The sequence below is a fragment of the Pseudomonas sp. Y5-11 genome (assembly GCF_022368695.1).
Lineage (GTDB): Bacteria > Pseudomonadota > Gammaproteobacteria > Pseudomonadales > Pseudomonadaceae > Aquipseudomonas > Aquipseudomonas parakoreensis.
This window is the reverse complement of sequence record NZ_CP058974.1, coordinates 918826-942085: the sequence shown is the minus strand read 5'-3', so window position 1 is coordinate 942085 and position 23260 is coordinate 918826. Positions and strand designations below refer to the sequence as shown.

Below are 23260 nucleotides of genomic sequence, written 5' to 3'. Positions count from 1 at the left end.
GCTCCCGGTCAGTAAAATCACGCAGCCCCCCTGTGGGAGCGAGCCTGCTCGCGAATGCGGTGGGTCATACAACATTGCATCAACTGACACGACGCCTTCGCGAGCAGGCTCGCTCCCACAGGGTCAGTGTTCGGCGGGTTTTCGGCGGTGATGCAGACGCCAGCCGATCAAGATCAACAGCAGAACCCCGAGACCACCGGCAATCAGCCACAAAACTTCATCATCACTGAGCAACGGCTTCTCGATCCGCAGATACCCCGGCTGCAACAGCAACTCGCGCATGGCCTTGTTCGCCGTTTCCAGGGTCACGCCTTGCAGCTCGCGGGCAGGGTTGGCAAAGCGCCCGTCCTCGTAATCGCCAAGCGCGCTCCAGTAGTAGTCTGCCATCGCGCTGTTGCCCTGTACCGCCCAGGCCTGGTGGGCGATGGCGGCCTGTTTGATCCGGGCGAAGGTGTCGGGGTCGAGGCCGTTTTTCAGCAAATCGGCCTTGAGGTCTTCCAGCACCTGTCTGGCCTCGACGAGATCATCGCGATCGACATCGGCATTGAGGCTCATGAAACCGACCCCGCCGAACACTTCGCGCTCGGCCCACGGCCCATAGGACAAGCCATGGTTCAGGCGAATCTGCCGGTACAGTGCCCAGTCGAGGTAGTCCTTGAGGATGTCGAAGGTCTCGTCGTACTGATCGTCAAGCATCGGCTCCGGCACCAGCCAGTGCAACTTGGCGCTGTCGCCGATGAAGCCACGGGTGAGGGTGCGCTCATGGGCGGCGCTGGTGCGGATATCCGGCAGTTCGCGGTGTTCGGCCGGGTCCACCGCTTCGAGCGCGCCCCAGGTGCGTTCCAGATAGGCCGGCAGCAGTTTGTCGAGTTCACCGACGACGATCAGCGTCATGTTGTTCGGCGCGTACCAGGTCTTGCGCACCTTCTCCAGTTGCTCCTGGGTCAGGTGCCCGACCTCGGCGCGTTGCGGGCATTTCAGGCCCAGCTCCACCGCCAGTTGATTGCTGGCGGTGTGGCCCAGGTCCTGGCGGTCGAGAAAGCGTTGCAGGCGCGTGTAATGGCCGCCGTCCTCGCGCTCGACTACGCGCTTGGCGGCGTTGATCGCATTGTCGTCAATGCGGGTCTGGGTCAGCAGACCGAGCAGCAAGTCGAGCACTTTGCGCTGATTCTTCGCCGGGGCTTCGATGACGAACGTGGTGTCGGCGTTGCTGGTGAACGCGTTCCACTCACCGCCCAACGCCTGCATGCGCTCCTCAAGGCCACCTTCGCCGGTGGCATCGACACCGCTGAACAACAGGTGCTCGAGCAGGTGCGGCAGCTCTTTTTCATCACAATCGAAATCGTCGAGGCCGACGCCGACCACCAGACGAATCGCCACATGCCCGCGTTCAGTGCCGGGTTTGAGCAACAGCTGTAATCCGTTGGGCAGCGCATAGCCTTCGACCTGAAAGCGATCAACGGCGAAGGCGGGCAGGGAACCGAGCAACAGACAGGCGAACAACAGGCAACGCATAACAGGCTTCCGTACGGCTGATTTGGAGATCCGTGTCGCTATTCAGGCCGCTTTCGCGAGCAGGCTCGCTCCCACCTTGAAATGCATTCCCTGTGGGAGCGAGCCTGCTCGCGAATATCTTGCAGCTGAATCAATGTTACTGACTGACCCCAGCCCCAGACGTTCAAGGCGAATGCGTAATGTCTACCATATCGTCTGCTTCCAGCGCCCCGGTATCCACCGTTTCCAGCACCACATAAGCACTGCTGCAGAACAGCGAATTCAAGCGCTTCATATCCGCAATCAGCTCCAGGTGCAGCGAACTGGTTTCCAGACTCTGCACGATCTTACGTTGCAAACGGCTGACATGGGCGTGGGCAAGACGCCGTTCCTGTGCGCGAAAGCGACGTTTCTCGCGCAACAGCTGACGGGCGCTTTCCTTGTCACCGCTGAGGAACACCGACAGGCCCAGGCGCAGGTTGGCGATCAGTTGCTGATGCAACCCGGCCAGATCCTCCAGGCCTTCTTCAGAAAACGACCGACGCTGGGAAGTCTTCTGCTGCTGCACCTTGCGCAGCATGCGTTCGATCAGGTCGCTGGCCAGTTTCAGGTTGATCGCCAGTTCGATGGTCTCCGCCCAGCGCCGACTGTCCTGCTCGCCGAGATCTTCGCGGGGCATTTGCGCCAGGTACAGCTTGATCGCGCTGTACAGCGCTTCGACGTCATCGGTCAGACGACGCATCTCCTGGGTCACGGCGGTCTGCTTGACACGCAACACATCGAGCATCGCGTCGAGCATGTTGTCGATCAGATCGCCCATGCGCAGGGTCTCGCGGGCCGCGTTGGCCAGCGCCAGGCTCGGTGTCGACAGTGCCGTCAAATCAAGATGCCGCGGCTTGGCGGTGCCGTTGACTTCCGGGCGCTCCGGCAGCAACCAGGCGCACAGCCGCGCCATCGGGGCGACGCTGGGCAGCAGGATCAGGCAGCGCGCGGTGTTATAGAGCAGGTGAAACCCGATGACCATTTCCTGCGGGCTGAAGTCGAGCCCGTCCATCCAGTGCACCAGCGGATCGAGCACCGGGATGATCAGCAGCAGACCGATCAGCTTGTAAAGCAGGCTGCCCAGCGCCACTTGTCGGCCTGCTGCGTTCTGCATGCTGGTGCTCATGAACGCCAGCACGCCACTGCCGATGTTGGCGCCGATCACCAGGCCGATCGCCACAGGCAGGCTGATCACGCTGGCGCCGGCCAGCGTCGCGGTCAGCAGCACAGCGGCGAGGCTGGAATAGGAAATCATCGCGAACAACGCACCAACCAGGGCGTCGAGGAGGATGTCGCCGGTCAGCGAAGCGAAGATCACCTTCACACCTTGGGCGTGGGTGATCGGCGCGGCAGCTTCGACGATCAGTTGCAGGGCGAGAATAATCAGCCCCAGACCGATGCTGACCCGGCCCATCTGCCCGAGGCGCGTCTGTTTGCGCGACAGAAAGAAAATCACCCCGAGGAAAATCAGCAACGGCGACAGCCACGACAAGTCAAAGGTCAGCACCCGCGCCATCAGCGCGGTACCAACGTCGGCACCAAGCATGGTCGCCAGCGCCGGGGTCAGCGCCATCAGGCCCTGACCGACAAATGAAGTGACGAGCATGGCCGTGGCGTTGCTGCTCTGCACCATCGCGGTGACGACGATGCCGGCGACGAACGCGAGCCAGCGTCTGGACATGTTCTGGCCGATCACATGGCGCAGATTGGTGCCGTACACCCGCAGGATGCCGGTTCGGACGATATGCGTACCCCAGATCAGCAGGGCCACGGCAGACAGCAAATTGAGCAGGGTGAGCATGCAGACCCCCTGTAGTAGCAGCGCCCCAGAGGGGCAAGTGGACGGCACCGCGCGGTTTCTACGTCTTGTACTTAAGCTGTAGTCGGCTAACGGACTGGGCGCCAGCATTGCACAGCTAAAGTGCGGATTGAAACAAAAGTGTCATGTAAATGGATTTATTCACCTGACTTGAAAATCCCCGATTCCCCTGTGGAGCAGGCTTGCCAGCTCACACAGGGTTTGCGGCTTTGCCGGGTCAATCGCTGAAATGGTCTTCACCAAAACCTACATCAATCAAATATTTGGCCGTTTCGGGATTTCGCTCGTCGCAACGTGCATAGCATTTGATGTGGAGAAACAGGCTGTACTTATGGGGGATCAACAGAATGACACCATCTAATTGATCAAAAAGCTTGGCCTGGAGACGCGTCTTATCTTCTTCGGTTTCAGTTTTGAGCCAATCATTCCCTTCAACAGCTTCTGGCGACCAACCTGCCTTTTTGAACATCTGCTGCAGCTCACCCAGCAGATTCACTGCTTGCTCGAACGGCAACGTCTCCAGCATTGGTGACGTAGAAAGGGTGATTGCTTTGAAGTCAGACCAGCCAATTGCACCGAATTTTGTGACGGGCAGCGTGAACCCGTGTTGTTCGTCATCGAAAGTGATAATTACTGGGCTACTGATCCAAGTCGAACTCGGGTGAGGGGGATCACTAGGATAGATGGCAGTTTTATCTGTTACAGGAAATGATGAGTCGCGCACGACCTCGTCATATGTTTTTCCAATGTGGAAGGAAATTTGATGCGGACCTCTTCCCAAATAGAGTGTTAACGCGATAGCTCCTAATACGACGACAGCAGCAATGTAAAAACTGCGCTTACGCATCACTTTACTCCCCCGCCGGCTGCAATCTCACGGATGGATTGCTCAAGTTTTGCCCGAGAGGACGGCTGTTTAAGCAGTTCGTTAAATTGAGTAGCAGCGCGCAGAACAAACTCCATTCGCTGATCCTTATCGGCAAGGTTAGCCAGGGGATTGCTGCCAAAAGCGACTTTTCGATTGTCAGGCGCTTTACATTGACTAGCGAGAGTGAGTTGGATCTCTTCGGCAGCCCCCGGCAACAATCCAGTCACAACCGAAATTACGTCCCCCCCATGTGTCCCTCGCATCAACAGGGCAAAGTGGGTTTCGTCGTACATCGCGGGCTGAAGAATGTTGACTTGTTCATGGAGCGCCATTTGCTCAACGCTACCTGAGATGTTTCCTTGATCAATGGCTTTGAAGGTCGCGTAAATCTCAGGATTATCAGCGCCAAACTCTACCTTCTTCGCAATCGGCCAAATCACATCTTTCGCGATCTCGCGCCGGCTCTTCAGACACTTCTCCATTTCCTTGTACCCCCGCACCATAAAAAACCGGTGCAACGGATAAACGTCCAGAAACAGCGATGTATTACCTAGCGCCAACATCTCATACACATAATCCAGCTGCTGCTGAACCACTGAGCGTGGGTTGTCGCCGATAGTGATGTCCTCGGTCGGCATCGGGTTTGCCGCTCGGGCTTTCTCAAGTTCCTCCTCAACCTCAGGATTGGTTCTGCTGAATTTGAATCCGAAGCCTTCGAACAAGGTTTCCGATGGGGCGTTGCGCAGCTTTTCCAGCGCTGCTTTCTGCGCAGCAATGGCAGTTTGCAGTTTGGTAGCGTGGATCAAGCCACACCCCACCTGCTTCGATGCAAACGCCGCCAGCCCCGCCCACTGAAATCGGTTATCCGCCAGCCACAACTGCGCGTACGCGGCGTTGATTTTGCGGTTGCGTGCCTGAGGGTCGGCGATGAGCACGCCGCCGGGGGCGACCCAGTCTTCGGCTTCTTTCTGGAAGCGCCGCCATAGGCAGTTGCAGGTCAGCAGCGGGACTTCGACGCGGGTTTTCGGATTGGGGCCGGCGGTGCTGGTTTCGCGTTTGCAGGTGGGCAGTTCGCAGGTGCTGTCCCAAAGCTTTTTCATGTCCAGGTCGTCTGGAGCGATGCATTGTCCGGTCATTGCTTCTTCCTTGAGTCTCAGACTGTCCAGCGCACGATGGCGAGATCGGGTTGCAGGGTGGCGACGCTTTGGGTCATGCCTTTTTCATTGGTCTGGCCTTTGACGATGCGGCCTTCGGCGGTTTCGATTTCGTAGCCTTGTTCGGCGATGGGTTCGCCGTTGCCGGCGCTGACGGCTTTGAACTCCACCAGCGGCTGGCCAATGATCGGCAGCGGCGGGATGAAAGGCGCGGGTGTGTGCGAACTGCCAATGATGACGTCGCCGGAGCCGCCAATCACCACGCCGCCATGGCTGGCGGTACTGTCGAGGGTCATGGCGTTTTTGCCGTTGATAAATACCGTCGCGGAAAAGGCGCCATTGAGGGCTTGGCCGCAGGTGCAGGTGTCACCGAGGCGGGCGGCGGCAAGGCCGTTGAAAAAGACGTCGCCGGAGCCACTGGCAATCGGGTTGGTGCCATGGCCGGGAAGCGGGCAGGTGGTCGGGTCCGTGACGCGTGCGGCGGGTTTTCCAGACATGAACACTCCTTGTTTGTCGTTTGGGCGAGCGGGGAAGCTAGCGAGCGAAGCTTGGGGCGTCAACCTTTGAATTCCGTCTCAAAGGGTTGCGATGTGCCACTGTGGGAGCGAGCCTGCTCGCGATGCGGTGGGTCAGGCAGGCTATTTTTTAACTGAGATGACGCCTTCGCGAGCAGGCTCGCTCCCACAGGTTTTGTGTCAGATCCTGAAGAGGTTAAACGCGGATTTTGCAGGGTGTTTATGCACACGCCGTGTTACGTCCGGAAGGCTACAAAACCTTGCGCCGTTGCCTACGGCTACGCCAGAATCCGCCGGCTTGTGCGCCTTGGGGCCGGTCTCTATCGTTTGCTTGCCACTGCTCATCAGTGGTCGGGATTAGTAGCCCGGGTTGCTAGTGTTGTGCACAAGTACCGTTCAGTCAGGTTTCGCTTTCCTGCACTCGATGGTGGTTGTGCGCAGGGCACCCTCGGGTGCGCCGGTAAAGCTAGCTCCCCGGTCTACTAACCTGCGCACAGCCGCCTCCATTCTTTTAGTAGAGAACGATGGCGGCTTCATTTGAGGAGCTAGTCAATATGTTCAAAGTGACACCCAACCCACCGGACACCGATCCGGCTACCGACACCCAGAAGATGAAAGAGGCGGCCGACCGGGCCATCGATTTCTACCTCGACCCCACGCTCAAGAAAGCCTGTGAGCCGGTGCGCAAACCCAGCACGATTTTCCTCATCGACCCCAAGGTCGATAACGAAACCCTGTTGGTGCATGCCTGCGAATCACTGGCGTCGGCGAGCATCATGGCCAGTGATCTGGCCGGGTTCATCGACGGGCCACAGCGCAATTCTCTGCTCGGCATTCAGCAGGTAATCATGCTCGGCGAACTGGCGGTGAACCGGGTGCTGCACAACCTCGTCCCCCCTGCCTGAATGCACAAAAACTGTGGGAGCGAGCCTGCTCGCGAAAGCGCTGGGTCAGTCAACATTGTTGTCGACTGACACTCCGTCTTCGCGAGCAGGCTCGCTCCCACAGGGGGGTTGCGTGATTCAGATTACCGGGTTACTGCCCCGGCACATCCTTGCGCAGCTTCACCGGGTCCTGCTGTTTTTTCTTCCTGGCGATCGCGGTGCGCATCTTGATGTTGATCGCTTCCACCGCCAGCGAGAACGCCATGGCGAAGTACACGTAGCCTTTTGGTACATGCACATCGAACGCTTCGGCGATCAGTACGGTACCGACCACCAGCAGGAACGACAGCGCCAGCATCTTCAGCGACGGGTGCTTGTCGATGAATTCGCTGATCTTGCCCGAGGCCGCCATCATCACCAGCACGGCAACGACGATTGCCGCGACCATCACCGGCACATGGGAGACCATGCCGACGGCGGTGATCACCGAATCCAGCGAGAACACGATGTCGATGATCGCGATCTGGATGATGGTGTAGAGGAAATTGCCGCCCTTGCCCGAAGGCTCGTCGCCGCTTTCGTCTTCGCCTTCGAGTGCGTGGTACATCTCTTGCGAGCTCTTCCACAGCAGGAACAGGCCACCGAAGAACAGGATCAGGTCGCGCCCGGAAATGCCCTGGCCGAACACCACGAACAGGTCGGCGGTGAGGCGCATGACCCAGGTGATCGACAGCAGCAACAGGATCCGCGTGATCATCGCCAGACCCAGGCCGAAGATCCGCGTGCGCTGCTGCATGTGCTTGGGCATGCGGCTGACCAGGATCGAAATCATGATGATGTTATCGATGCCCAGAACGATTTCCAGGGCGGTCAGAGTAAAGAAGGCAACCCAGATTTCGGGGTTGGTCAGCCAATCCATGTGTATTCCTTTGAGCGAGTGTTAAACCATGACGCCAGCAAGCAGCTGGCGTCATGGTGAGTGAATGCCGTTACATCGTGCTGAACAGCGGGAATGTCCCCAGCAGCAAGGCGGCCACCAGTATGCACAGGCAGACCAGCACTGCCCACTTCAGGGTGAAACGCTGGTGGTCACCGAACTCGATACCGGCCAGCGCCACCAGCAGGTACGTCGACGGTACCAGCGGGCTGAGCAAGTGGACGGGCTGACCGACGATCGAGGCACGGGCCATTTCCACCGCGGTGATGCCGTAATGGCTGGCCGCTTCGGAGAGCACCGGCAACACGCCGTAGTAGAACGCGTCGTTCGACATGAAGAACGTGAACGGCATGCTCACCAGCGCCGTGATTACCGCGAGATAGGGCCCGAGGAAGTCCGGGATCACCGCCAGCAGACTTTTCGACATGGCGTCGACCATGCCGGTTCCGGACAGGATACCGGTGAAGATACCCGCCGCGAAAATCAGACTGACCACCGACAGCACGCTGCCGGCGTGGGCCGCCACGCGGTCCTTCTGCATTTGCAGGCACGGGTAGTTGACGATCATCGCGATGCTGAACGCCACCATGAACAGCACCGGCAGCGGCAGCAGGCCGGCGATCAGGGTGCACATCAGCGCCAGGGTCAGCAGGCCGTTGAACCAGATCAGCTTCGGACGGCGGGCATCGGGGAACTGCGAGACGCTGATTTCGCTGTGATCGATCTCGTCGCCGATCAGGTGCAACTCGCCCAGACGCGCACGTTCACGTTTGCCGTAGAAGTAGGCAATGATCAGGATCGCCACCACACCGGCGGCCATCGCCGGGATCATCGGCACGAAGATGTCCGACGGGTCCACATGCAGCGCACTGGCGGCGCGGGCGGTCGGGCCACCCCACGGGGTCATGTTCATCACGCCACCGGCGAGGATGATCAGACCGGCCATGATCCGCGGGCTCATGCCGATGCGGCTGTACAGCGGCAGCATGGCGGCCACGCAGATCATGTAAGTGGTCGCGCCGTCACCATCGAGGGAGACGACGAGCGCCAGCACGGCGGTACCGACCGAAACTTTCAACGGGTCGCCCTTGACCAGTTTGAGGATCTTGCGCACGGCCGGGTCAAACAGGCCGGAGTCGATCATCAGGGCGAAGTACAGAATGGCGAACATCAGCATCACGCCGGTCGGCGCAAGCTTGGTAATACCTTCGAGCATCATCGGGCCGATCTTCGGCGCGAAACCACCGAACAGGGCGAACAGGATCGGGATGATGATCAGGGCGATCAGCGCAGACAGGCGCTTGGTCATGATCAGGAACATGAACGTGATGACCATGGCGAAGCCAAGGAAAGTCAGCATGGGATTACTCCAGGCGTAGCGCGGCTAATTGAGTGAGCGGATCGGAAGGGATCAGCGCAGAACGGGAAGCACGAGACGTACGGGCGGAGTTTCAGCGAGAAGGCGGGCTACAGAGGACATCAGAATCACCATTGTTGTTGTTAATTGGGCCTGACATGCGAGCGATCACACGCGTTGGCCAACCGGTCTGTTGCCGGTAGTGGCGGCGATCCTAATCGGGCAACCTTTCAGCTACCTTTCGTTGACCGGAAAACAGACAGGTCCAGCGGCCGCATCGCGCCCATCCAGATCGCGTGCTCGGTGTGATCGAGCAAATCGTCGCCGGTGTCGGGGTGAAGGAACACCACCAGGCCCTTGCGATTGAGTGCCAGCCACGGCAATACCTCTCCGATCATCTGCGGGCCGAAGGCCAACTGGCAGCTCCAGTCAGGGTGCGGGCCGACCGGGCGTTCATGAACGCGGCCCATCTTCAATGGAAACGACTGCGCGGCTTGCTCACACAACGCGCGTGCCTGATCGATGGTGTCGGCATCGAAATAGATGTGGGCGTGGTAGCCCTTGATCGCTGGCATCTGAAACCCTCGCAAATCGGTTCGAACCCTGGGCGGTGCCCATATGTCACACGCCATACAAGGGATTATAAAAAGGATCAGCCATGAAAAATGCCGAAACCCCGACGGTGAAAGTGGTGCTCTATGGTGCCATGGCCAGCCTGGGCGGTGCGTTGATGGCTGAGTTGCTGCGACGCCAGCACGAAGTCATCACGATTCTCGACGATTTGAACGTACTCGCGCCACGTCCCGGCCTGCGCACCAAAAGCGGCGATTTGTTCGATGCCGAGCGGGTCAAGCAAAGCGTAGCTGGCAGCTCGGCAGTGATCTGTCTGCTGGACGCGCCGGGCTTGCCGTTCAGCAGCGACCATGTGGAAAGGTCCGTGGTGCTCGGGCCGGTGGAACAAGTGCTGGCGGTCGATGCGCTGGTCGACGGCCTGCAAGCGGCCAATGTTTCACGGCTGTTTCTGGTGGGGAATTTTGCCGTGCTCGACGAGCCGGAACTGGACGACGGCCTGCAACGCCACGCCGCCGAAGAAATCCGCGAAGCCCTGCAGAGCAGTCCGCTGCAGTGGACGCTGGTGAACGCACCTCATGGCGTGGCGGGGCTGACCATCGAGCATTTCAGCCAGGTCGGCGGCAATCTTGAGCCAGGGCTGGCGGAGCCGCTGGAGCGGCTGAACCGGGTCGCGGTGGGGATTGCCGATGAGCTGCGGCTGAACCTGCATGTCGGGCAGCATGTGAATTTTGTGGCGACGTCGGATACGTAAAAGATCGCAGCCTGCGGCAGCTCCTACAGAGAGTTGTTTTTGATGTTCAAACCGCAATCGACGGCAGCGCCACCCCGGCAAGGGATTCGGCGCTGCTGGCCTGCTCGGCCATCAACCAGTCGACAAACTGCTGAATCAACGCGCCCCGGCGTTTGCGTTGCGGCAGCACCACGTAATAACCCAGGCGCGACAACGTGGTCTCGGCGATCGGCCGACACAGCAAGCCTTGGCTCAGCAAGTTATCCACAAGGTGGCGCCAGCCGATGGCCACGCCTTGGCCGCCAATCGCCGCTTGAATCAACAGCGTGTAGTTGTCGAAGCGCAATTGCCCCGGTGCCGGCGGGGTGCTGATGCCCAGTTCGCGAAACAGCCCGCTCCAGTCAAACCAGTTGCTGCTGTTTTCCCCGCGCAGATGCAGCAGCGGAAACTCCAGCAACGCCTGGGCAGGCAAAGGCAGGGCGCGCTCCTTGAGCAGTTGCGGGCTGCACACCGGGAACACTTCTTCGCTGAACAGCCAATGGCTTTCGCCCTGTTTGAAGCGCCCGTCACCAAACAGGATCGCGACATCGATGTCGGTGCGCAGCATGTTGTGGTTGCGCTCGCTGGTGACCAGGCTGACATCGACGTTCGGATTGGCTTCATGGAAGCGGTGCAGGCGCGGCATCAGCCAGTAGGCGGCGAAGGCGAAATCGGTGGCGACCTGCAATACCTCGTGTTGTTGCTGCGTGCTGATCGCACTCAATCCTGCGTCAATATGCTGCAAACCGAGCTGAACCTGCTCGAACAGGATCGCGCCGCCCTCGGTCAGTTCAATACCGCGATAGATCCGGTCAAACAGTCGTGCTCCCAGCTGTTCTTCCAGACGCTTGATCTGCTGGCTGATCGCTGGCTGCGTGGTGCCCAGCTCAACCGCCGCCGCAGTAAAACTGCGGTGACGGGCCGCCGCTTCGAAAGCGCGCAACAGGTCGAGAGACAAATTGCCGAGGGCTTCATACATAAGCTGTGCTTATCCTAGTCATTGTCCGGCGCGGGCTTTACCCGACAGAGCATGGACTCCATGCTCGATCGCAGCAATGTCGCATAACTATTCACTATGGAATGCCGCGATCACATGAAGCGCAAGAACATTCTTTTCATCATGGCCGATCAAATGGCCGCGCCAATGTTGCCGATCTACGGCCCGTCGCCGATCAAACTGCCGAATCTTTCGCGCCTCGCCGCCCAGGGCGTGGTGTTCGATGCCGCTTACTGCAACAGCCCGCTGTGCGCGCCGTCGCGTTTCACCCTGGTCAGCGGCCAGTTGCCGAGCAAGATCGGCGCCTACGATAACGCCGCCGATTTCCCCGCCGACATTCCGACCTACGCCCACTACCTGCGCCGCCTCGGCTACCGCACCGCGCTGTCAGGCAAGATGCATTTCTGCGGCCCGGACCAATTGCACGGCTACGAAGAGCGTCTGACCAGCGACATCTACCCGGCCGACTACGGCTGGGCGGTGAACTGGGACGAACCGGACGTGCGCCCGAGCTGGTATCACAACATGTCGTCGGTGTTGCAGGCCGGGCCGTGCGTGCGCACCAATCAGCTCGACTTCGACGAAGAGGTGGTGTTCAAGGCCCAGCAATACCTGTTCGATCACATCCGCGAGGACGGCGACCAACCGTTCTGCCTGACCGTGTCGATGACGCACCCACACGACCCATACACCATTCCCAAGGCGTTCTGGGATTTGTACGACGACGCGGATATCCCGCTTCCGACGACGCCTGATCAACATTCCCTCGATCCACATTCGCAACGCCTGCTCAAGGTCTATGACCTGTGGGACAAGCCACTGCCTGTGGATAAAATCCGCGACGCGCGGCGCGCATACTTCGGTGCTTGCAGCTATATCGATGCCAACGTCGGCAAACTCCTGAAAACCCTCGAAGATTGTGGGCTGATGGACGACACCGTCATCGTCTTCTCTGGCGACCATGGCGACATGCTGGGAGAAAAGGGACTCTGGTACAAAATGCACTGGTTCGAGATGGCCGCTCGCGTGCCCCTGTTGATAAGTGCACCCGGTCAGTTCAAATCGGGCCGTGTCAGCTCGGCCGTCTCCACCGCCGACCTGTTGCCGACCTTCGTCGAACTGGCCGGCGGCAGCCTGGAACTGAATCTGCCGCTGGACGGCCGCTCCCTGGTGCCGCATCTGCAAGGGCAGGGCGGGCATGACGAAGTGTTCGGCGAATACATGGCCGAAGGCACCGTCAGCCCGCTGATGATGATCCGCCGCGGCGCCTACAAATTTATCTACAGCGAAAGCGACCCTTGCCTACTCTTCGATGTGCACAACGACCCGCGTGAACTCAAAGAACTCAGCCAGTCACCGCAACATCGCCAACTGTTCGACGATTTTCTCGCCGAAGCGCGGGCCAAATGGGACATGCCGGCCATTCACCGCGAGGTCCTCGCCAGCCAGCGCCGTCGTCGTTTTGTCGCCGATGCCCTGACCATCGGCAAGCTGAAGAGCTGGGACCACCAGCCGCTGGTGGACGCCAGTCAGCAGTACATGCGCAACCACATCGACCTCGACGATCTGGAACGCAAGGCTCGTTATCCACAACCCTGCCAAAACCAATAATGTAAGGGGAAGTCCATGCGCAAGTTATCCACAGTACTGACGATAGGCCTGCTGGCTCTGGGCAGCGCGTCGGCATTTGCCGAGCAAAGCTGCGAAACGGTGAAAATGGCCGACCCGGGTTGGAGTGACATCGCCGCGACCAACGCCATCACCGGGTTTCTGCTGGACGGCATGGGCTACAAGGCCAAGGTCGACACTCTCGCGGTACCGATCACCTTCGGCGGTCTGAAGGACGGCCAGGTGGATGTCTTTCTCGGCAACTGGATGCCGGCGCAGCAGGGCTTCTACGACAAGTTCGTCGCCACCGGTGACGTCACGCAACTGGCGAAGAACCTCGACGGCACCGAATTCACCCTGGCCGTCCCGGATTATGTGTGGGATGCCGGTGTGCATGACTTTGCCGACCTGAACCAATACGCGGACAAATTCGACAAGAAAATCTACGGCATCGGTTCCGGCGCGCCCGCGAACATTTCGCTACAGGAAATCATCAAGAAAAACGACTTCAACCTGGGCCAGTGGAAGCTGATCGAATCCAGCGAACAAGCGATGCTCGCCGAAGTCTCGCGGGCCGTGAAGAAGCAGAAATTCGTCACCTTCCTCGGCTGGACCCCGCACCCGATGAACGTGCAACTGAAGATGCATTACCTCAAGGGCGGCGAGAAGTATTTCGGCGACACCGGCAGCGTCTACACCCTGACGCGCAAGGGCTACGCCGAGGCTTGCCCGAACGTGGGCAAGTTGCTGACCAACCTGTCGTTCACTCAGGACATGGAGAACAGCATCATGGCCGAGGTGGTGAACAAGAAAGTCAGCAATGCCGATGCGGTAAAGGCATGGATCAAGGCCAATCCGGCGGTGCTGGACAAGTGGCTGGAGGGGGTGAAGACCGTCGATGGCAAGGATGCTTTGCCAGCGGTGAAGGCCAAACTCTGATCCAGTCCAACCCGCTTCTTGTAGTGAGGGGATTTATCCCCGATGGGCCGCAAAGCGGCCCTTAAATCTGAATTCACGGTATGTCAGATCTACCGCGACTAGTGGATTCAGGGCTGCTTCGCAGCCCATCGGGGATAAATCCCCTCACCACAATGACCGTACTGTCCTGTTAGGCTTTACCTGAAACCCCAACCGCGAGGACCCATGGCCCTGCCCAGTCGCCACTCACTCTTCCCCTTCCTGACCTGGCTGCCGCGGCAAACCCGCGCCAGTGTCGGCCGGGATCTGGTCGTTGGCCTCAGCGGTGCCATTCTCGCGCTACCGCAGTCGATCGCCTACGCGCTGATCGCCGGCCTGCCCCCGGAATACGGCCTCTACGCCGCGATCATCCCGGTGCTGATCGCCTGCCTGTGGGGTTCGTCGTGGCATCTGATTTGTGGCCCGACTGCAGCAATTTCGATTGTGCTGTATGCCAGCGTCAGTCCCTTGGCCGTGCCCGCGTCACAGGACTACATCACGCTGATCCTGTTGCTGACTTTCCTTGCGGGAATTTTTCAGTGGCTGCTGGGGTTGCTGCGCTTCGGCGCTTTGGTGAATTTTGTCTCGCATTCAGTGGTGCTCGGTTTCACCCTCGGCGCGGCAGTCGTGATTGCCATCGGCCAGTTACCCAATCTGCTGGGGCTGGACCTGCCGGCCAAAGCCACGGCGCTGGCCAGTCTGATGGATTTGTTGAACCACCTCAGGGCTGTGGATAAACCCTCTTTGCTGCTCGGCCTGGCCACCGTGGTGGTTGGCGTGGTGCTGAAACAACTGCTGCCACGCTGGCCGACGTTGTTGATTACGTTGGTGTTGGCCAGCCTGCTGGTGTGGCTGTGGCCATCAATGTTCGGCCATGTACATCGGGTCAGCGCCTTTGTCGGGCGCTTGCCGCCGTTCAGTGGCTTGCCACTGGATCTGGACCTGATCCTGCGCTTGCTGCCGAGCGCGGTGGCGGTGGGCATGCTCGGGCTGGTCACCAGCCTGTCGATTGCCCGTTCGATTGCCGCGCGTTCGCAGCAGTTGCTCGATGCCAATCAGGAAGTCCGCGCGCAGGGTTTGTCGAACATCGTCGGGGCGTTCTTTTCCGGATCGCTGTCAGCCGGCTCGTTCACCCGCTCGGGCCTGAGTTACGAAGCGGGTGCCTGCTCGCCGCTGGCCGGGGTGTTTTCGGCGATCTGGGTCGCGCTGTTCGCGATTTTCGGCGCCGGGCTGATTTCGCACATTCCCATTCCCGCCATGGCCGGGAGCATTCTGCTGATTGCCTGGGGTTTGGTGGATCATCGCGGGATCCGCTCATTGCTTCGAGTCAGCCGCGCCGAGTTCGTGGTCATGGCGCTGACCTGCCTCGCTACGCTGCTGCTGGAATTGCAGACAGCAATCTATGCCGGAGTGCTGGCGTCGCTGTTCTTCTACCTCAAGCGCACCTCGCAACCGCGAGTGCAGCATTGGCGCGAGGGTGAGGAGGACGTGCTGCGGGTTGGTGGCTCGATCTTCTTCGGCGCCAGCCATTACCTGCAAGTGCGCCTGCAACGGCTGCACGGCACGCGGGTGGTGATCGAAGCGCAGCAGATCAACTTCATCGATTACTCGGGAGTGGAAATGCTGCATCAGGAGGCGCGGCGCCTGCTGCGTCAGGATCGCAGCCTGACCCTGCGCCGGGCGCGGCCGCAGGTGGTGGAGGAATTGCGCAAGCTGGAAGGGCCGGAGAAATGCCCGATCCGGTTTGAGGACTGACCTGCCGGCCATACCAGACCTCTGTGGCGAGGGAGCTTGCTCCCGCTGGCTGCGCAGCAGCCCAAAGCCGGTTGCGGGCGCTTCGCACCCGAGCGCAAGCAAGCTTCCTCGCCACAAAGACGCTGTTATTGCGCCAACTGGCGGCGTAGCTCGGCCAATACCGGCGCCGTATCCGGACGCACCCCGCGCCACAGGAAAAACGCCTCGGCAGCCTGTTCAGCCAGCATCCCCAGACCATCCATCGACACCGCCGCGCCATGCTCGCTGGCCCAACGGCAGAACGCGGTCGGTTCCTTGCCGTACATCATGTCGTAGCACAGGGTCTGGCCCGGCTCGATCAAGCTTGCTGCAATCGGCGGCACGTCGCCGGTGAGGCTGGCGGAGGTGGCATTGATGATCACGTCCACCGGCTCCTGCAACCAGTCGAAACCACTGGCCGACACTGGCCCCAGATCACAGAACAACTCCGCCAGCAGCTCGGCTTTGTCCACCGTACGATTGGCGATGATCACCGACGCCGGTTTTTCCGCCAGCAATGGCTCCAGCGCGCCGCGCACCGCGCCGCCAGCGCCGAGCAACAAAATACGTTTACCGGTCAGGCTGAACCCGGCATTCACCGTCAGGTCACGCACCAGACCGGCGCCGTCGGTGTTGTCGCCCAGCAGCGAACCGTCGGCCAGTTTGCTCAAGGTGTTCACCGCACCAGCGCGTTGCGCACGGGCGGTCAGGCTGTTCGCCAGACGATAGGCCTCTTCCTTGAACGGCACGGTGACGTTGGCGCCACGACCTTCCTGGAAGAACGCCGTGGCGCAGGCACTGAAGCCGTCCAGCGGCGCCAGCAGGGTGGTGTAGTCCAGGCGCTGCCCGGTCTGTTCGGCGAACAGTTTGTGAATCATCGGCGACTTGCTGTGGCCGATCGGGTTACCGAAAACGACGTAACGATCCATCAACAGTCCTCAGGCCTGGGCCAACCAGTCGCGGTCTTGCAGGAAGTAGTCGGTCAGGCGCGCTTCCTCGCTGCCGGGCTCGGCCTTGAAGTCATAGGCCCAGCGCACTTGCGGCGGCAGCGACATGAGAATCGACTCGGTACGCCCGCCCGATTGCAGGCCGAACAGCGTGCCACGGTCGTAAACCAGGTTGAACTCGACGTAACGGCCACGGCGGAATTCCTGGAATTCACGCTGCTTGGCGCTGAATGCCTCGTGCTTGCGGCGCTGCACGATCGGCAGGTAAGCGTCGATGTAAGCGTCGCCGATGGCGCGCATGAAGGCGAAACTGGTGTCGAAGTCCCACTCGTTCAGGTCATCGAAAAACAGGCCGCCGATGCCGCGCGGTTCGTGGCGATGCTTGATGTGGAAGTAGGTGTCGCACCACGCCTTGTAACGCGGATAGACGTCCGCCCCGAACGGCGCGCAGGCTTGCTCGGCGACGCGGTGCCAGTGGATGCAGTCTTCTTCGTTGCCGTAATACGGGGTCAGGTCGAAGCCGCCGCCGAACCACCAGACGGGTTCTTCACCTTCCTTCTCGGCGATGAAAAAGCGCACGTTAGCGTGGGACGTTGGCACATGTGGATTGTGCGGGTGAATCACCAGCGACACGCCGAGGGCTTCGAAACCGCGACCGGCCAGTTCCGGACGATGGGCGCTGGCCGACGGCGGCAGACCGCTGCCGAACACGTGGGAAAAGTTGACGCCACCCTTTTCGATCACCGCACCGTTCTCGATCACGCGGGTGCGACCGCCACCACCGGCAGGCCGGCTCCAGGCGTCTTCAACGAAGCGCGTACCGCCGTCCTCGGTTTCCAGCGCGGCGCAGATGCGGTCTTGCAGGTCGAGCAGATAGGCCTTTACGGCGTCGGTGCGGGTCGTCATGGCTTCACCTTGAATCGGGCATAACTACGCGCACGCCCCGCAGGCAGGGGGCGGCGCAAATGGGCGCGTAGCATAACACCGCAGGCAAGCGTGCCGCAGTTGACGAAGATCAAGCAGGGGAGTTGGATAGGGGGCTTACAAACGACCCAAGGAGAGCAGGCAGATGGCAAAGCGTATCCAGTTCCGTGCCCATGGCGGTCCCGAAGTGCTCGAGTATGTTGACTACCAGCCCGCCGCGCCCGGCCCGAATCAGGTGCGGGTGGCCAACAAGGCGATCGGCCTGAACTTCATCGACACCTATTACCGCAGCGGTCTGTATGCCCCACCAGCCTTGCCGTCCGGCCTGGGCGCGGAAGGTGCCGGCATTGTCGATGCGGTGGGCAGCGACGTCACCCGGTTCAAGGTCGGCGACCGCGTCGCCTACGGCAGTGGCCCGTTGGGTGCCTACAGCGATTTGCACACCCTGCCCGAAGCCAATCTGGTGAAGCTGCCGGACGAGATCAGCTTCGAGACCGCTGCCGGGGTCATGCTCAAGGGCCTCACCGTGCAGTATCTGCTGCGCCAGACCCATGAACTCAAGGGCGGCGAAACCATACTGTTCCACGCCGCTGCCGGGGGTGTCGGTTCGCTGGCCTGCCAATGGGCCAAGGCGCTGGGCGTGAAACTGATCGGTACGGTCAGCTCGAAGGAAAAAGCCGAACTGGCCAAGGCCAACGGCGCCTGGGCGACCATCGATTACAGCCACGAAAACGTGGCAGAGCGGGTGCTGGAGCTGACCAATGGCCAGAAAGTCCCGGTGGTGTACGACGGCGTCGGCAAGGACACCTGGCTGACCTCGCTCGACAGCGTCTCGCCGCGCGGACTGGTGGTGAGTTTCGGCAACGCCTCCGGTGCAGTGGACGGGGTCAATCTGGGGATTCTCGCGGCCAAGGGTTCGCTGTACGTGACCCGGCCAACCCTGGCGACCTACGCCAACAACGCCGAGAACCTGCAGCGCATGGCCGACGAACTGTTCGAGATGATCATCAGCGGCAAGCTCAAGGTCGATATCAGCCAGCGCTATCCACTGGCTGATGCGGCGAAGGCGCAGACCGAACTGTCGGCGCGACGCACCACCGGCTCGACCATCCTGCTGCCCTGACCCACCTTCGGTGGCTTGCCAGTCAGGGTTGCAACTTCCTGGCTGGCAACACCGTTCGAACGCGTTCAACACCTCGGCAGATGACACTCCAGCGGTTTCTGCAGCAAATGGCCAACCGTCGCGTGATCCGGCGGTTGAACCGCCGCGAGGATTTGCCGCCATTCGGCTGACACCACCCAGTAATCGCCGCGTGCGCGCTGTTCGATGTGCAGCGCGTTGGAGGCGATCGGCATCAGCCCGAATCGCTGGTAAAAGCGCAACTGTTGCGATCTGCACAACACGGTCACGCCCTTATAGCCGCGTTTGATGGCCCATTCGGTAGCGGCTGCCAACAAACCATTGACCGCGATGGGTAGCTGATGGGGGGTGTAGGAGATCAAGCGGCTGAATTCGACATGGCGCGACAGCGCCGCCGTGGGAGAAACGTGTTGCTGCGCCAGCGATACCCATTCGAACGGTGCCGGAGTCGCCCTCAATACCGCCAGCAGTTGATCGTGGCGATACAGCAGAAAGTGAGTACTGCGCGACTTTATCGCCAGTCTGGTTTCGAGCATCCGCGCCCGTGAAGTCAGCATGTAATGCTGCAGCCGAAGCCGAAATTGTCGATCAATAAACCGGTCAAACTCCTGAGTATCCGCCCCCGCCTCAAGCGTCACGATGCGACACCCGTCATGGTGACTCTTCAACGTCACCTGAAGCGCCTGCAGGTAATCCGTGAGTTGCAAATTGGTAGTGTCCATTCTTTCTCCGCAGACCTTAACTTATCGAAGTGTTTCAAGTGCAGGGAAAGGATGGTTGCTTTTGACAATTCCGCCACGCCAGAAAATCTGATAATCAGGTGGGAAATATCAATGAATACGGACACTTGGCGACTTTTCCGACATGGAAAACAGCGTCATTGCAGGATGAATCGCAGGCACGCGTAGTCTTCCTCGCCATTCAGGCGAGGAAGACTCACGGTAAAGGTTTTCGACGCAGGATCAGTCGGGACGAATGACCTTGCCGGTTGCCAGATCGCGGATCACGCTGGGGTTCTTGCGCCCCCCCAGTTGGCCGCCGAGGATCAGATCGATCTGCCCACGGAAATACTGCTCGACGCGCAACCGCGTGCGCGCCGCCGGCCGCCCCTGCGGGTTGGCCGAAGTCGAGATCAACGGCCCGACTATTGAGCACAGATCGCGCACCTGCGGATGATCGCTGACCCGCAAAGCCACAGTGTCATGCACGCCCGTCACCCATTCCGGCAACAGGTTCTGATGCGGCACCAGCCAGGTGTTCGGCCCCGGCCAGGTGCTGGCCATGCGGTCGATCCATTCTTGCGGGAAATCTTCGAACAGGAAGTCGAACTGACGGATATTGTCGGCGACCAGGATCAGGCCCTTGTCCACCGAACGGTTCTTGATCGCCAGCAGCCGATCCACTGCCTCTTCGTTCCACGGGTCGCAACCCAGCCCCCAGACGGCTTCGGTTGGATAGGCAATCACCGCCCCGGCGCGAATCTCTCGTGCGGCTTGTTGCACACGCCAACTGTTGACCATGAAAAAACTCTCCGCAAACAGGTTTTGCGCAGTTTACCGATCTTCCCTGTAAAACCTAGCGTGTCCTGGCCAGCCAGCGACCGTTTTCACACACCGCACGGCCGTCCATTTCCAGTTCGGTCAACGCCGCCAGCACTTTGGGCAACGCCCAGCCACAGCTGTCGGCCAAAGCCTCACTGGTGTGCGGCGCTGCATGCAGCAAGGCAAGCAACGGGTGTCCGGCCTCCGGCATCTCTGTGGATAAAGGCAGCTGCTGCCAGCCGCGCAGGGCTTCGAGGATGTGTTCGATGGTTTCCACCAGCACCGCACCGTCGCGGATCAACTGGTGACAACCACGCGCGCCGGGGTGGTGAATCGAGCCAGGAATCGCATAGACCTCGCGACCCTGTTCCGCCGCCAGTCGCGCGGTGATCAGCGAACCGCTGGCGACACTGGCCTCGACCACCAGCACGCCAAGGGACAGACCGCTGATGATCCGGTTGCGTCGGGGAAAATTGCTCGCCGTCGGGCCGGCGTCCAGGGGAAACTCTGAAAGCACCGCGCTGCCGGAGGCGATCATTGCATCGGCAAGGCGTCGATTGCGCTGTGGATAAAATTTTTCCAGTCCCGTGCCAAGCACGCCGACGGTTTGTCCGCCGACGTCCAGCGCCGCTTGATGGGCCGCCGCATCGATACCCAGCGCCAGACCACTGGTGATGACAAAACCGGCCCCGGCCAGGCTACGGGAAAACGCTGCGGCGGTGTCCATGCCCGGACGTGAAGCGCGGCGACTGCCAACCATCGCCAGTTGCGGTTTTTCCAGAATCAGCGGATCGCCGGCCACAAACAACAGCGGTGGCGGGTCGGAAATCTGCGCCAGCAGCGCCGGGTAATCCGCTTGATCCCACATCAGCACATGCTGCTGCGGCTGCTCTAGCCAGCGCAACGCATGGCTCGCGCCATCACGCACTTCGCAACTGCGCCGAGCGTCACTGCACGCCGCCGGCAAACCCAGCGCACGCCAGGCACTGCCCGGCGCACTGATGGCTTTTGACGCCGAACCGAAGGCTTCAAGCAGCTTGGCAAAACGTTTCGGGCCGATTTCCGGCAAGCGGTGCAGGCGCAGACGCGCTTCCAGTTCCGCAGGGGAAATGGAGGTACTGGCAGACAGCATCATGGATCATCCTTGATCGTTATAAGTCCCGAACCATTCGGAACAAGCTGTGGATAACTCTGTTGGTAACTTGTTAAGCCTGCTAAGGATTTCGCACCTTGTCGAGCACCGCCAACGAGCGTGATGCGTTGAGTACGAGGCCGTAACTGAGCTTGTCGTAGGTGCGGAACACCATCAGCAGACCGGCCCGTTCGTCAGGAATTTTCAGCGGCTGGCCGGTGATCCGGTCACGCACGGTTTCCCCGGTTTTCATCACCACCAGCACATTGCCTTCGGCGAGGCCGTCGCGCCTGCCCTTGTTCAGGGTGACCACGTCCATTACGCCGATCTGCGTAACGCCGCGCGGCACGTCGATGATCAGTCCATTGATGTGGGTGCTCGGGGCGCTGGGCATGAAGGTCGAATTGACCGAGCGCTCTTCGCCGCTGAACAGGCGGTCGCCCAGACGCACTTCCTGAGTGGTGCGTTGCAGGGCGAGGGTGGCGACGTCGCCTTCGGTGGCGACGATTTCACCGCCACCGATATCGTCGGCGTTGATCCCCAGGAACTCCTTGGTCTGCGGGTCGGTATAGACCTTGCCCTGGCGGAAGATGCCGTACACCGGCTGATTCGGGTCGAAATGCCCGCGAGCGAAGATTCGGTCACCGGTGCCGCTCAATACGCGCTCGGCATCGCCGGCGACGATGTACGGCGCCTTGTCGAAGTCCTCGACCTTGTCGACGATGCGGTTGCTCAGCAGAAAGCTGTTGATCGATTTCAGCGGAATGCTCGGAATGGCCTCGGCCACCGGGCTGGTGCGGATGCGTGGCGACAGCTTGATGGTGCCCCGTGACTCGCCGCGCTTGAGGGTCAGTTGCGGCTGGCCGTTGACGTAACTGAGCGTCAGCGTGTCGCCGGGGTAGATCAGGTTGGGGTTTTCAATTTGCGGATTGGCCCGCCACAGCTGTGGCCATTGCCAGGGCTCGCGCAGGTATTTGCCGGAAATGTCCCAGAGGGTGTCTCCCGAAACCACCGTGTATTGCTGTGGAAAACCATCCCTGAGTTGCACTTGCCCTTGCGCAGCCGCGGCCGATGCCAGAAGCAGCAGGGCGAGTAGTGTTTTCCTCATGCAGCGAATCCCTTTATCATGTGCGTTCGCGTGAACCGTCAGAGCCCCCGTGGCTCGCTACTGCAAATTGCATTAGCTACGCTTCACAACGGTAGCCTGCATCTTCGGACCTGCCAGGCCATCGACCCGACTTTACTCAATACGTGCAGCAATCAGCCTATGGCCATTTTAAACATCCTCGAATTCCCGGACCCGCGTCTGCGTACTATCGCCAAGCCTGTGGCTGTAGTGGACGACGAAGTGCGTCAGTTGGTCGATGACATGTTTGAAACAATGTATGAAGCGCCGGGCATCGGCCTCGCCGCGACCCAGGTCAACGTGCACAAACGTATCGTCGTGATGGACCTTTCCGAAGACCGCACCGAACCCCGGGTGTTCATCAACCCCGAGTTCGAATCGCTGACCGACGAGATGGATCAATACCAGGAAGGCTGCCTGTCGGTGCCGGGTTTCTACGAAAACGTCGACCGCCCGCAGAAGGTCAAAATCAAGGCACTGGACCGCGATGGCCAGCCTTACGAACTGATCGCCGAAGGCTTGCTCGCGGTGTGCATCCAGCACGAGTGCGACCACCTCAATGGCAAGTTGTTCGTCGATTACCTGTCCACGCTCAAACGCGACCGGATCAAGAAGAAACTGGAAAAGCTGCACCGCCAGAACGCTTGATGCCCCTCTTCAAAGGCTTGCTGCGGCAAGCCTTTTTCTTTTTATGAGACTCCT

Annotated in this window: 22 protein-coding genes; 7 read left to right on the top strand and 15 right to left on the bottom strand. The window is 60.3% G+C overall.

Annotation, left to right across the window (positions count from 1 at the left end):
- Positions 1–123: 123 nt before the first annotated feature.
- From HXW87_RS04255 to HXW87_RS04235, 5 genes are all read right to left on the bottom strand, one after another.
- A complete protein-coding gene (locus HXW87_RS04255) occupies positions 124–1515 on the bottom strand; it encodes an insulinase family protein (RefSeq protein ID WP_095667917.1) in 1392 nt (463 codons plus the stop codon).
- A 163-nt stretch (positions 1516–1678) separates the two neighbouring features.
- On the bottom strand, positions 1679–3337 hold the full coding sequence (locus HXW87_RS04250) for a Na/Pi cotransporter family protein (RefSeq protein ID WP_239778461.1): 1659 nt from the start codon (positions 3335–3337) through the stop codon (positions 1679–1681).
- A gap of 235 nt (positions 3338–3572) precedes the next feature.
- Positions 3573–4202 carry a hypothetical protein gene (locus HXW87_RS04245; protein ID WP_095667918.1) on the bottom strand — a complete coding sequence of 210 codons (630 nt, stop codon included), beginning with the start codon at positions 4200–4202 and terminating at the stop codon, positions 3573–3575.
- A complete protein-coding gene (locus tag HXW87_RS04240; protein WP_182403221.1) occupies positions 4202–5359 on the bottom strand; it encodes a hypothetical protein in 1158 nt (385 codons plus the stop codon). Before HXW87_RS04240 ends, HXW87_RS04245 begins: the two co-directional genes overlap by 1 nt.
- Before the next feature lie 17 nt (positions 5360–5376).
- Positions 5377–5874, bottom strand: a complete 498-nt coding sequence (locus HXW87_RS04235; protein WP_007962705.1) for a PAAR domain-containing protein — start codon at positions 5872–5874, stop codon at positions 5377–5379.
- 572 nt (positions 5875–6446) lie between these two features.
- Between HXW87_RS04235 and HXW87_RS04230 the strand changes: the two genes are divergently transcribed.
- Positions 6447–6797 carry a DUF6124 family protein gene (locus HXW87_RS04230; RefSeq protein ID WP_095667919.1) on the top strand — a complete coding sequence of 117 codons (351 nt, stop codon included), beginning with the start codon at positions 6447–6449 and terminating at the stop codon, positions 6795–6797.
- Between the two features lie 130 nt (positions 6798–6927).
- Here HXW87_RS04230 and HXW87_RS04225 read toward each other — a convergent pair whose 3' ends face one another.
- From HXW87_RS04225 to HXW87_RS04215, 3 genes are all read right to left on the bottom strand, one after another.
- Positions 6928–7695 (bottom strand): TerC family protein, encoded by a 768-nt coding sequence (locus HXW87_RS04225; RefSeq protein ID WP_047297439.1) that lies wholly within the window; start codon positions 7693–7695, stop codon positions 6928–6930.
- 70 nt (positions 7696–7765) lie between these two features.
- Positions 7766–9073 carry a CitMHS family transporter gene (locus HXW87_RS04220; RefSeq protein ID WP_041073646.1) on the bottom strand — a complete coding sequence of 436 codons (1308 nt, stop codon included), beginning with the start codon at positions 9071–9073 and terminating at the stop codon, positions 7766–7768.
- Positions 9074–9300: 227 nt separating this feature from the next.
- Positions 9301–9645 (bottom strand): DOPA 4,5-dioxygenase family protein, encoded by a 345-nt coding sequence (locus tag HXW87_RS04215; RefSeq protein WP_047297438.1) that lies wholly within the window; start codon positions 9643–9645, stop codon positions 9301–9303.
- Between the two features lie 83 nt (positions 9646–9728).
- Between HXW87_RS04215 and HXW87_RS04210 the strand changes: the two genes are divergently transcribed.
- Complete coding sequence (locus tag HXW87_RS04210; protein WP_041073642.1) at positions 9729–10394, top strand: NAD(P)H-binding protein; 666 nt, start codon at positions 9729–9731, stop codon at positions 10392–10394.
- A 46-nt stretch (positions 10395–10440) separates the two neighbouring features.
- On the opposite strand, the gene HXW87_RS04205 is transcribed toward HXW87_RS04210, so the two are convergent.
- Complete coding sequence (locus HXW87_RS04205) at positions 10441–11391, bottom strand: LysR family transcriptional regulator (protein ID WP_095667921.1); 951 nt, start codon at positions 11389–11391, stop codon at positions 10441–10443.
- A gap of 114 nt (positions 11392–11505) precedes the next feature.
- On the opposite strand from HXW87_RS04205, the gene betC reads away from it, so the two are divergent.
- The 3 genes from betC to HXW87_RS04190 all read left to right on the top strand — a co-directional run bounded on the left by betC (position 11506) and on the right by HXW87_RS04190 (position 15729).
- A complete protein-coding gene (betC, locus tag HXW87_RS04200; RefSeq protein WP_239778460.1) occupies positions 11506–13020 on the top strand; it encodes a choline-sulfatase in 1515 nt (504 codons plus the stop codon).
- 15 nt (positions 13021–13035) lie between these two features.
- Positions 13036–13956: a choline ABC transporter substrate-binding protein gene (gene choX / locus HXW87_RS04195; protein WP_121182900.1), complete on the top strand. Its 921-nt coding sequence runs from the start codon at positions 13036–13038 to the stop codon at positions 13954–13956.
- A 204-nt stretch (positions 13957–14160) separates the two neighbouring features.
- Positions 14161–15729: a SulP family inorganic anion transporter gene (locus HXW87_RS04190; protein WP_121182898.1), complete on the top strand. Its 1569-nt coding sequence runs from the start codon at positions 14161–14163 to the stop codon at positions 15727–15729.
- A gap of 125 nt (positions 15730–15854) precedes the next feature.
- Here HXW87_RS04190 and aroE read toward each other — a convergent pair whose 3' ends face one another.
- Together aroE and hemF are read right to left on the bottom strand one after the other, a co-directional pair.
- Complete coding sequence (gene aroE / locus HXW87_RS04185; protein ID WP_047297433.1) at positions 15855–16676, bottom strand: shikimate dehydrogenase; 822 nt, start codon at positions 16674–16676, stop codon at positions 15855–15857.
- 9 nt (positions 16677–16685) lie between these two features.
- Entirely contained in the window at positions 16686–17600 is a 915-nt protein-coding gene (gene hemF / locus HXW87_RS04180; RefSeq protein ID WP_041073630.1) for an oxygen-dependent coproporphyrinogen oxidase, read from the bottom strand.
- Positions 17601–17763: 163 nt separating this feature from the next.
- Between hemF and HXW87_RS04175 the strand changes: the two genes are divergently transcribed.
- Positions 17764–18741 carry an NADPH:quinone reductase gene (locus tag HXW87_RS04175; protein ID WP_239778459.1) on the top strand — a complete coding sequence of 326 codons (978 nt, stop codon included), beginning with the start codon at positions 17764–17766 and terminating at the stop codon, positions 18739–18741.
- A 65-nt stretch (positions 18742–18806) separates the two neighbouring features.
- On the opposite strand, the gene HXW87_RS04170 is transcribed toward HXW87_RS04175, so the two are convergent.
- The 4 genes from HXW87_RS04170 to HXW87_RS04155 form a co-directional block, all read right to left on the bottom strand.
- A complete protein-coding gene (locus tag HXW87_RS04170; protein ID WP_239778458.1) occupies positions 18807–19481 on the bottom strand; it encodes a hypothetical protein in 675 nt (224 codons plus the stop codon).
- A 240-nt stretch (positions 19482–19721) separates the two neighbouring features.
- Positions 19722–20279 (bottom strand): L-threonylcarbamoyladenylate synthase, encoded by a 558-nt coding sequence (locus tag HXW87_RS04165; protein ID WP_239778457.1) that lies wholly within the window; start codon positions 20277–20279, stop codon positions 19722–19724.
- Positions 20280–20334: 55 nt separating this feature from the next.
- Positions 20335–21435: a DNA-processing protein DprA gene (gene dprA / locus HXW87_RS04160; protein WP_239778456.1), complete on the bottom strand. Its 1101-nt coding sequence runs from the start codon at positions 21433–21435 to the stop codon at positions 20335–20337.
- A gap of 79 nt (positions 21436–21514) precedes the next feature.
- Entirely contained in the window at positions 21515–22540 is a 1026-nt protein-coding gene (locus HXW87_RS04155; protein WP_041073622.1) for a LysM domain-containing protein, read from the bottom strand.
- Positions 22541–22699: 159 nt separating this feature from the next.
- Between HXW87_RS04155 and def the strand changes: the two genes are divergently transcribed.
- On the top strand, positions 22700–23206 hold the full coding sequence (def, locus tag HXW87_RS04150) for a peptide deformylase (protein ID WP_027610272.1): 507 nt from the start codon (positions 22700–22702) through the stop codon (positions 23204–23206).
- Positions 23207–23260 lie beyond the last annotated feature (54 nt).

What these genes read in the sequence shown, in the direction of transcription:
- HXW87_RS04165 (WP_239778457.1), bottom strand. Translation starts at nt 20,279, where the DNA reads ATGGTCAACAGTTGGCGTGTGCAACAAGCCGCACGAGAGATTCGCGCC.
- HXW87_RS04210 (WP_041073642.1), top strand. Translation starts at nt 9,729, where the DNA reads ATGAAAAATGCCGAAACCCCGACGGTGAAAGTGGTGCTCTATGGTGCC.
- HXW87_RS04230 (WP_095667919.1), top strand. Translation starts at nt 6,447, where the DNA reads ATGTTCAAAGTGACACCCAACCCACCGGACACCGATCCGGCTACCGAC.
- hemF (WP_041073630.1), bottom strand. Translation starts at nt 17,600, where the DNA reads ATGACGACCCGCACCGACGCCGTAAAGGCCTATCTGCTCGACCTGCAA.
- HXW87_RS04240 (WP_182403221.1), bottom strand. Translation starts at nt 5,359, where the DNA reads ATGACCGGACAATGCATCGCTCCAGACGACCTGGACATGAAAAAGCTT.
- def (WP_027610272.1), top strand. Translation starts at nt 22,700, where the DNA reads ATGGCCATTTTAAACATCCTCGAATTCCCGGACCCGCGTCTGCGTACT.
- HXW87_RS04220 (WP_041073646.1), bottom strand. Translation starts at nt 9,073, where the DNA reads ATGCTGACTTTCCTTGGCTTCGCCATGGTCATCACGTTCATGTTCCTG.
- HXW87_RS04255 (WP_095667917.1), bottom strand. Translation starts at nt 1,515, where the DNA reads ATGCGTTGCCTGTTGTTCGCCTGTCTGTTGCTCGGTTCCCTGCCCGCC.
- HXW87_RS04205 (WP_095667921.1), bottom strand. Translation starts at nt 11,391, where the DNA reads ATGTATGAAGCCCTCGGCAATTTGTCTCTCGACCTGTTGCGCGCTTTC.
- dprA (WP_239778456.1), bottom strand. Translation starts at nt 21,435, where the DNA reads ATGATGCTGTCTGCCAGTACCTCCATTTCCCCTGCGGAACTGGAAGCG.
- HXW87_RS04170 (WP_239778458.1), bottom strand. Translation starts at nt 19,481, where the DNA reads ATGGACACTACCAATTTGCAACTCACGGATTACCTGCAGGCGCTTCAG.
- HXW87_RS04225 (WP_047297439.1), bottom strand. Translation starts at nt 7,695, where the DNA reads ATGGATTGGCTGACCAACCCCGAAATCTGGGTTGCCTTCTTTACTCTG.
- HXW87_RS04250 (WP_239778461.1), bottom strand. Translation starts at nt 3,337, where the DNA reads ATGCTCACCCTGCTCAATTTGCTGTCTGCCGTGGCCCTGCTGATCTGG.
- HXW87_RS04190 (WP_121182898.1), top strand. Translation starts at nt 14,161, where the DNA reads ATGGCCCTGCCCAGTCGCCACTCACTCTTCCCCTTCCTGACCTGGCTG.
- choX (WP_121182900.1), top strand. Translation starts at nt 13,036, where the DNA reads ATGCGCAAGTTATCCACAGTACTGACGATAGGCCTGCTGGCTCTGGGC.
- HXW87_RS04235 (WP_007962705.1), bottom strand. Translation starts at nt 5,874, where the DNA reads ATGTCTGGAAAACCCGCCGCACGCGTCACGGACCCGACCACCTGCCCG.
- aroE (WP_047297433.1), bottom strand. Translation starts at nt 16,676, where the DNA reads ATGGATCGTTACGTCGTTTTCGGTAACCCGATCGGCCACAGCAAGTCG.
- HXW87_RS04245 (WP_095667918.1), bottom strand. Translation starts at nt 4,202, where the DNA reads ATGCGTAAGCGCAGTTTTTACATTGCTGCTGTCGTCGTATTAGGAGCT.
- HXW87_RS04175 (WP_239778459.1), top strand. Translation starts at nt 17,764, where the DNA reads ATGGCAAAGCGTATCCAGTTCCGTGCCCATGGCGGTCCCGAAGTGCTC.
- HXW87_RS04155 (WP_041073622.1), bottom strand. Translation starts at nt 22,540, where the DNA reads ATGAGGAAAACACTACTCGCCCTGCTGCTTCTGGCATCGGCCGCGGCT.
- HXW87_RS04215 (WP_047297438.1), bottom strand. Translation starts at nt 9,645, where the DNA reads ATGCCAGCGATCAAGGGCTACCACGCCCACATCTATTTCGATGCCGAC.
- betC (WP_239778460.1), top strand. Translation starts at nt 11,506, where the DNA reads ATGAAGCGCAAGAACATTCTTTTCATCATGGCCGATCAAATGGCCGCG.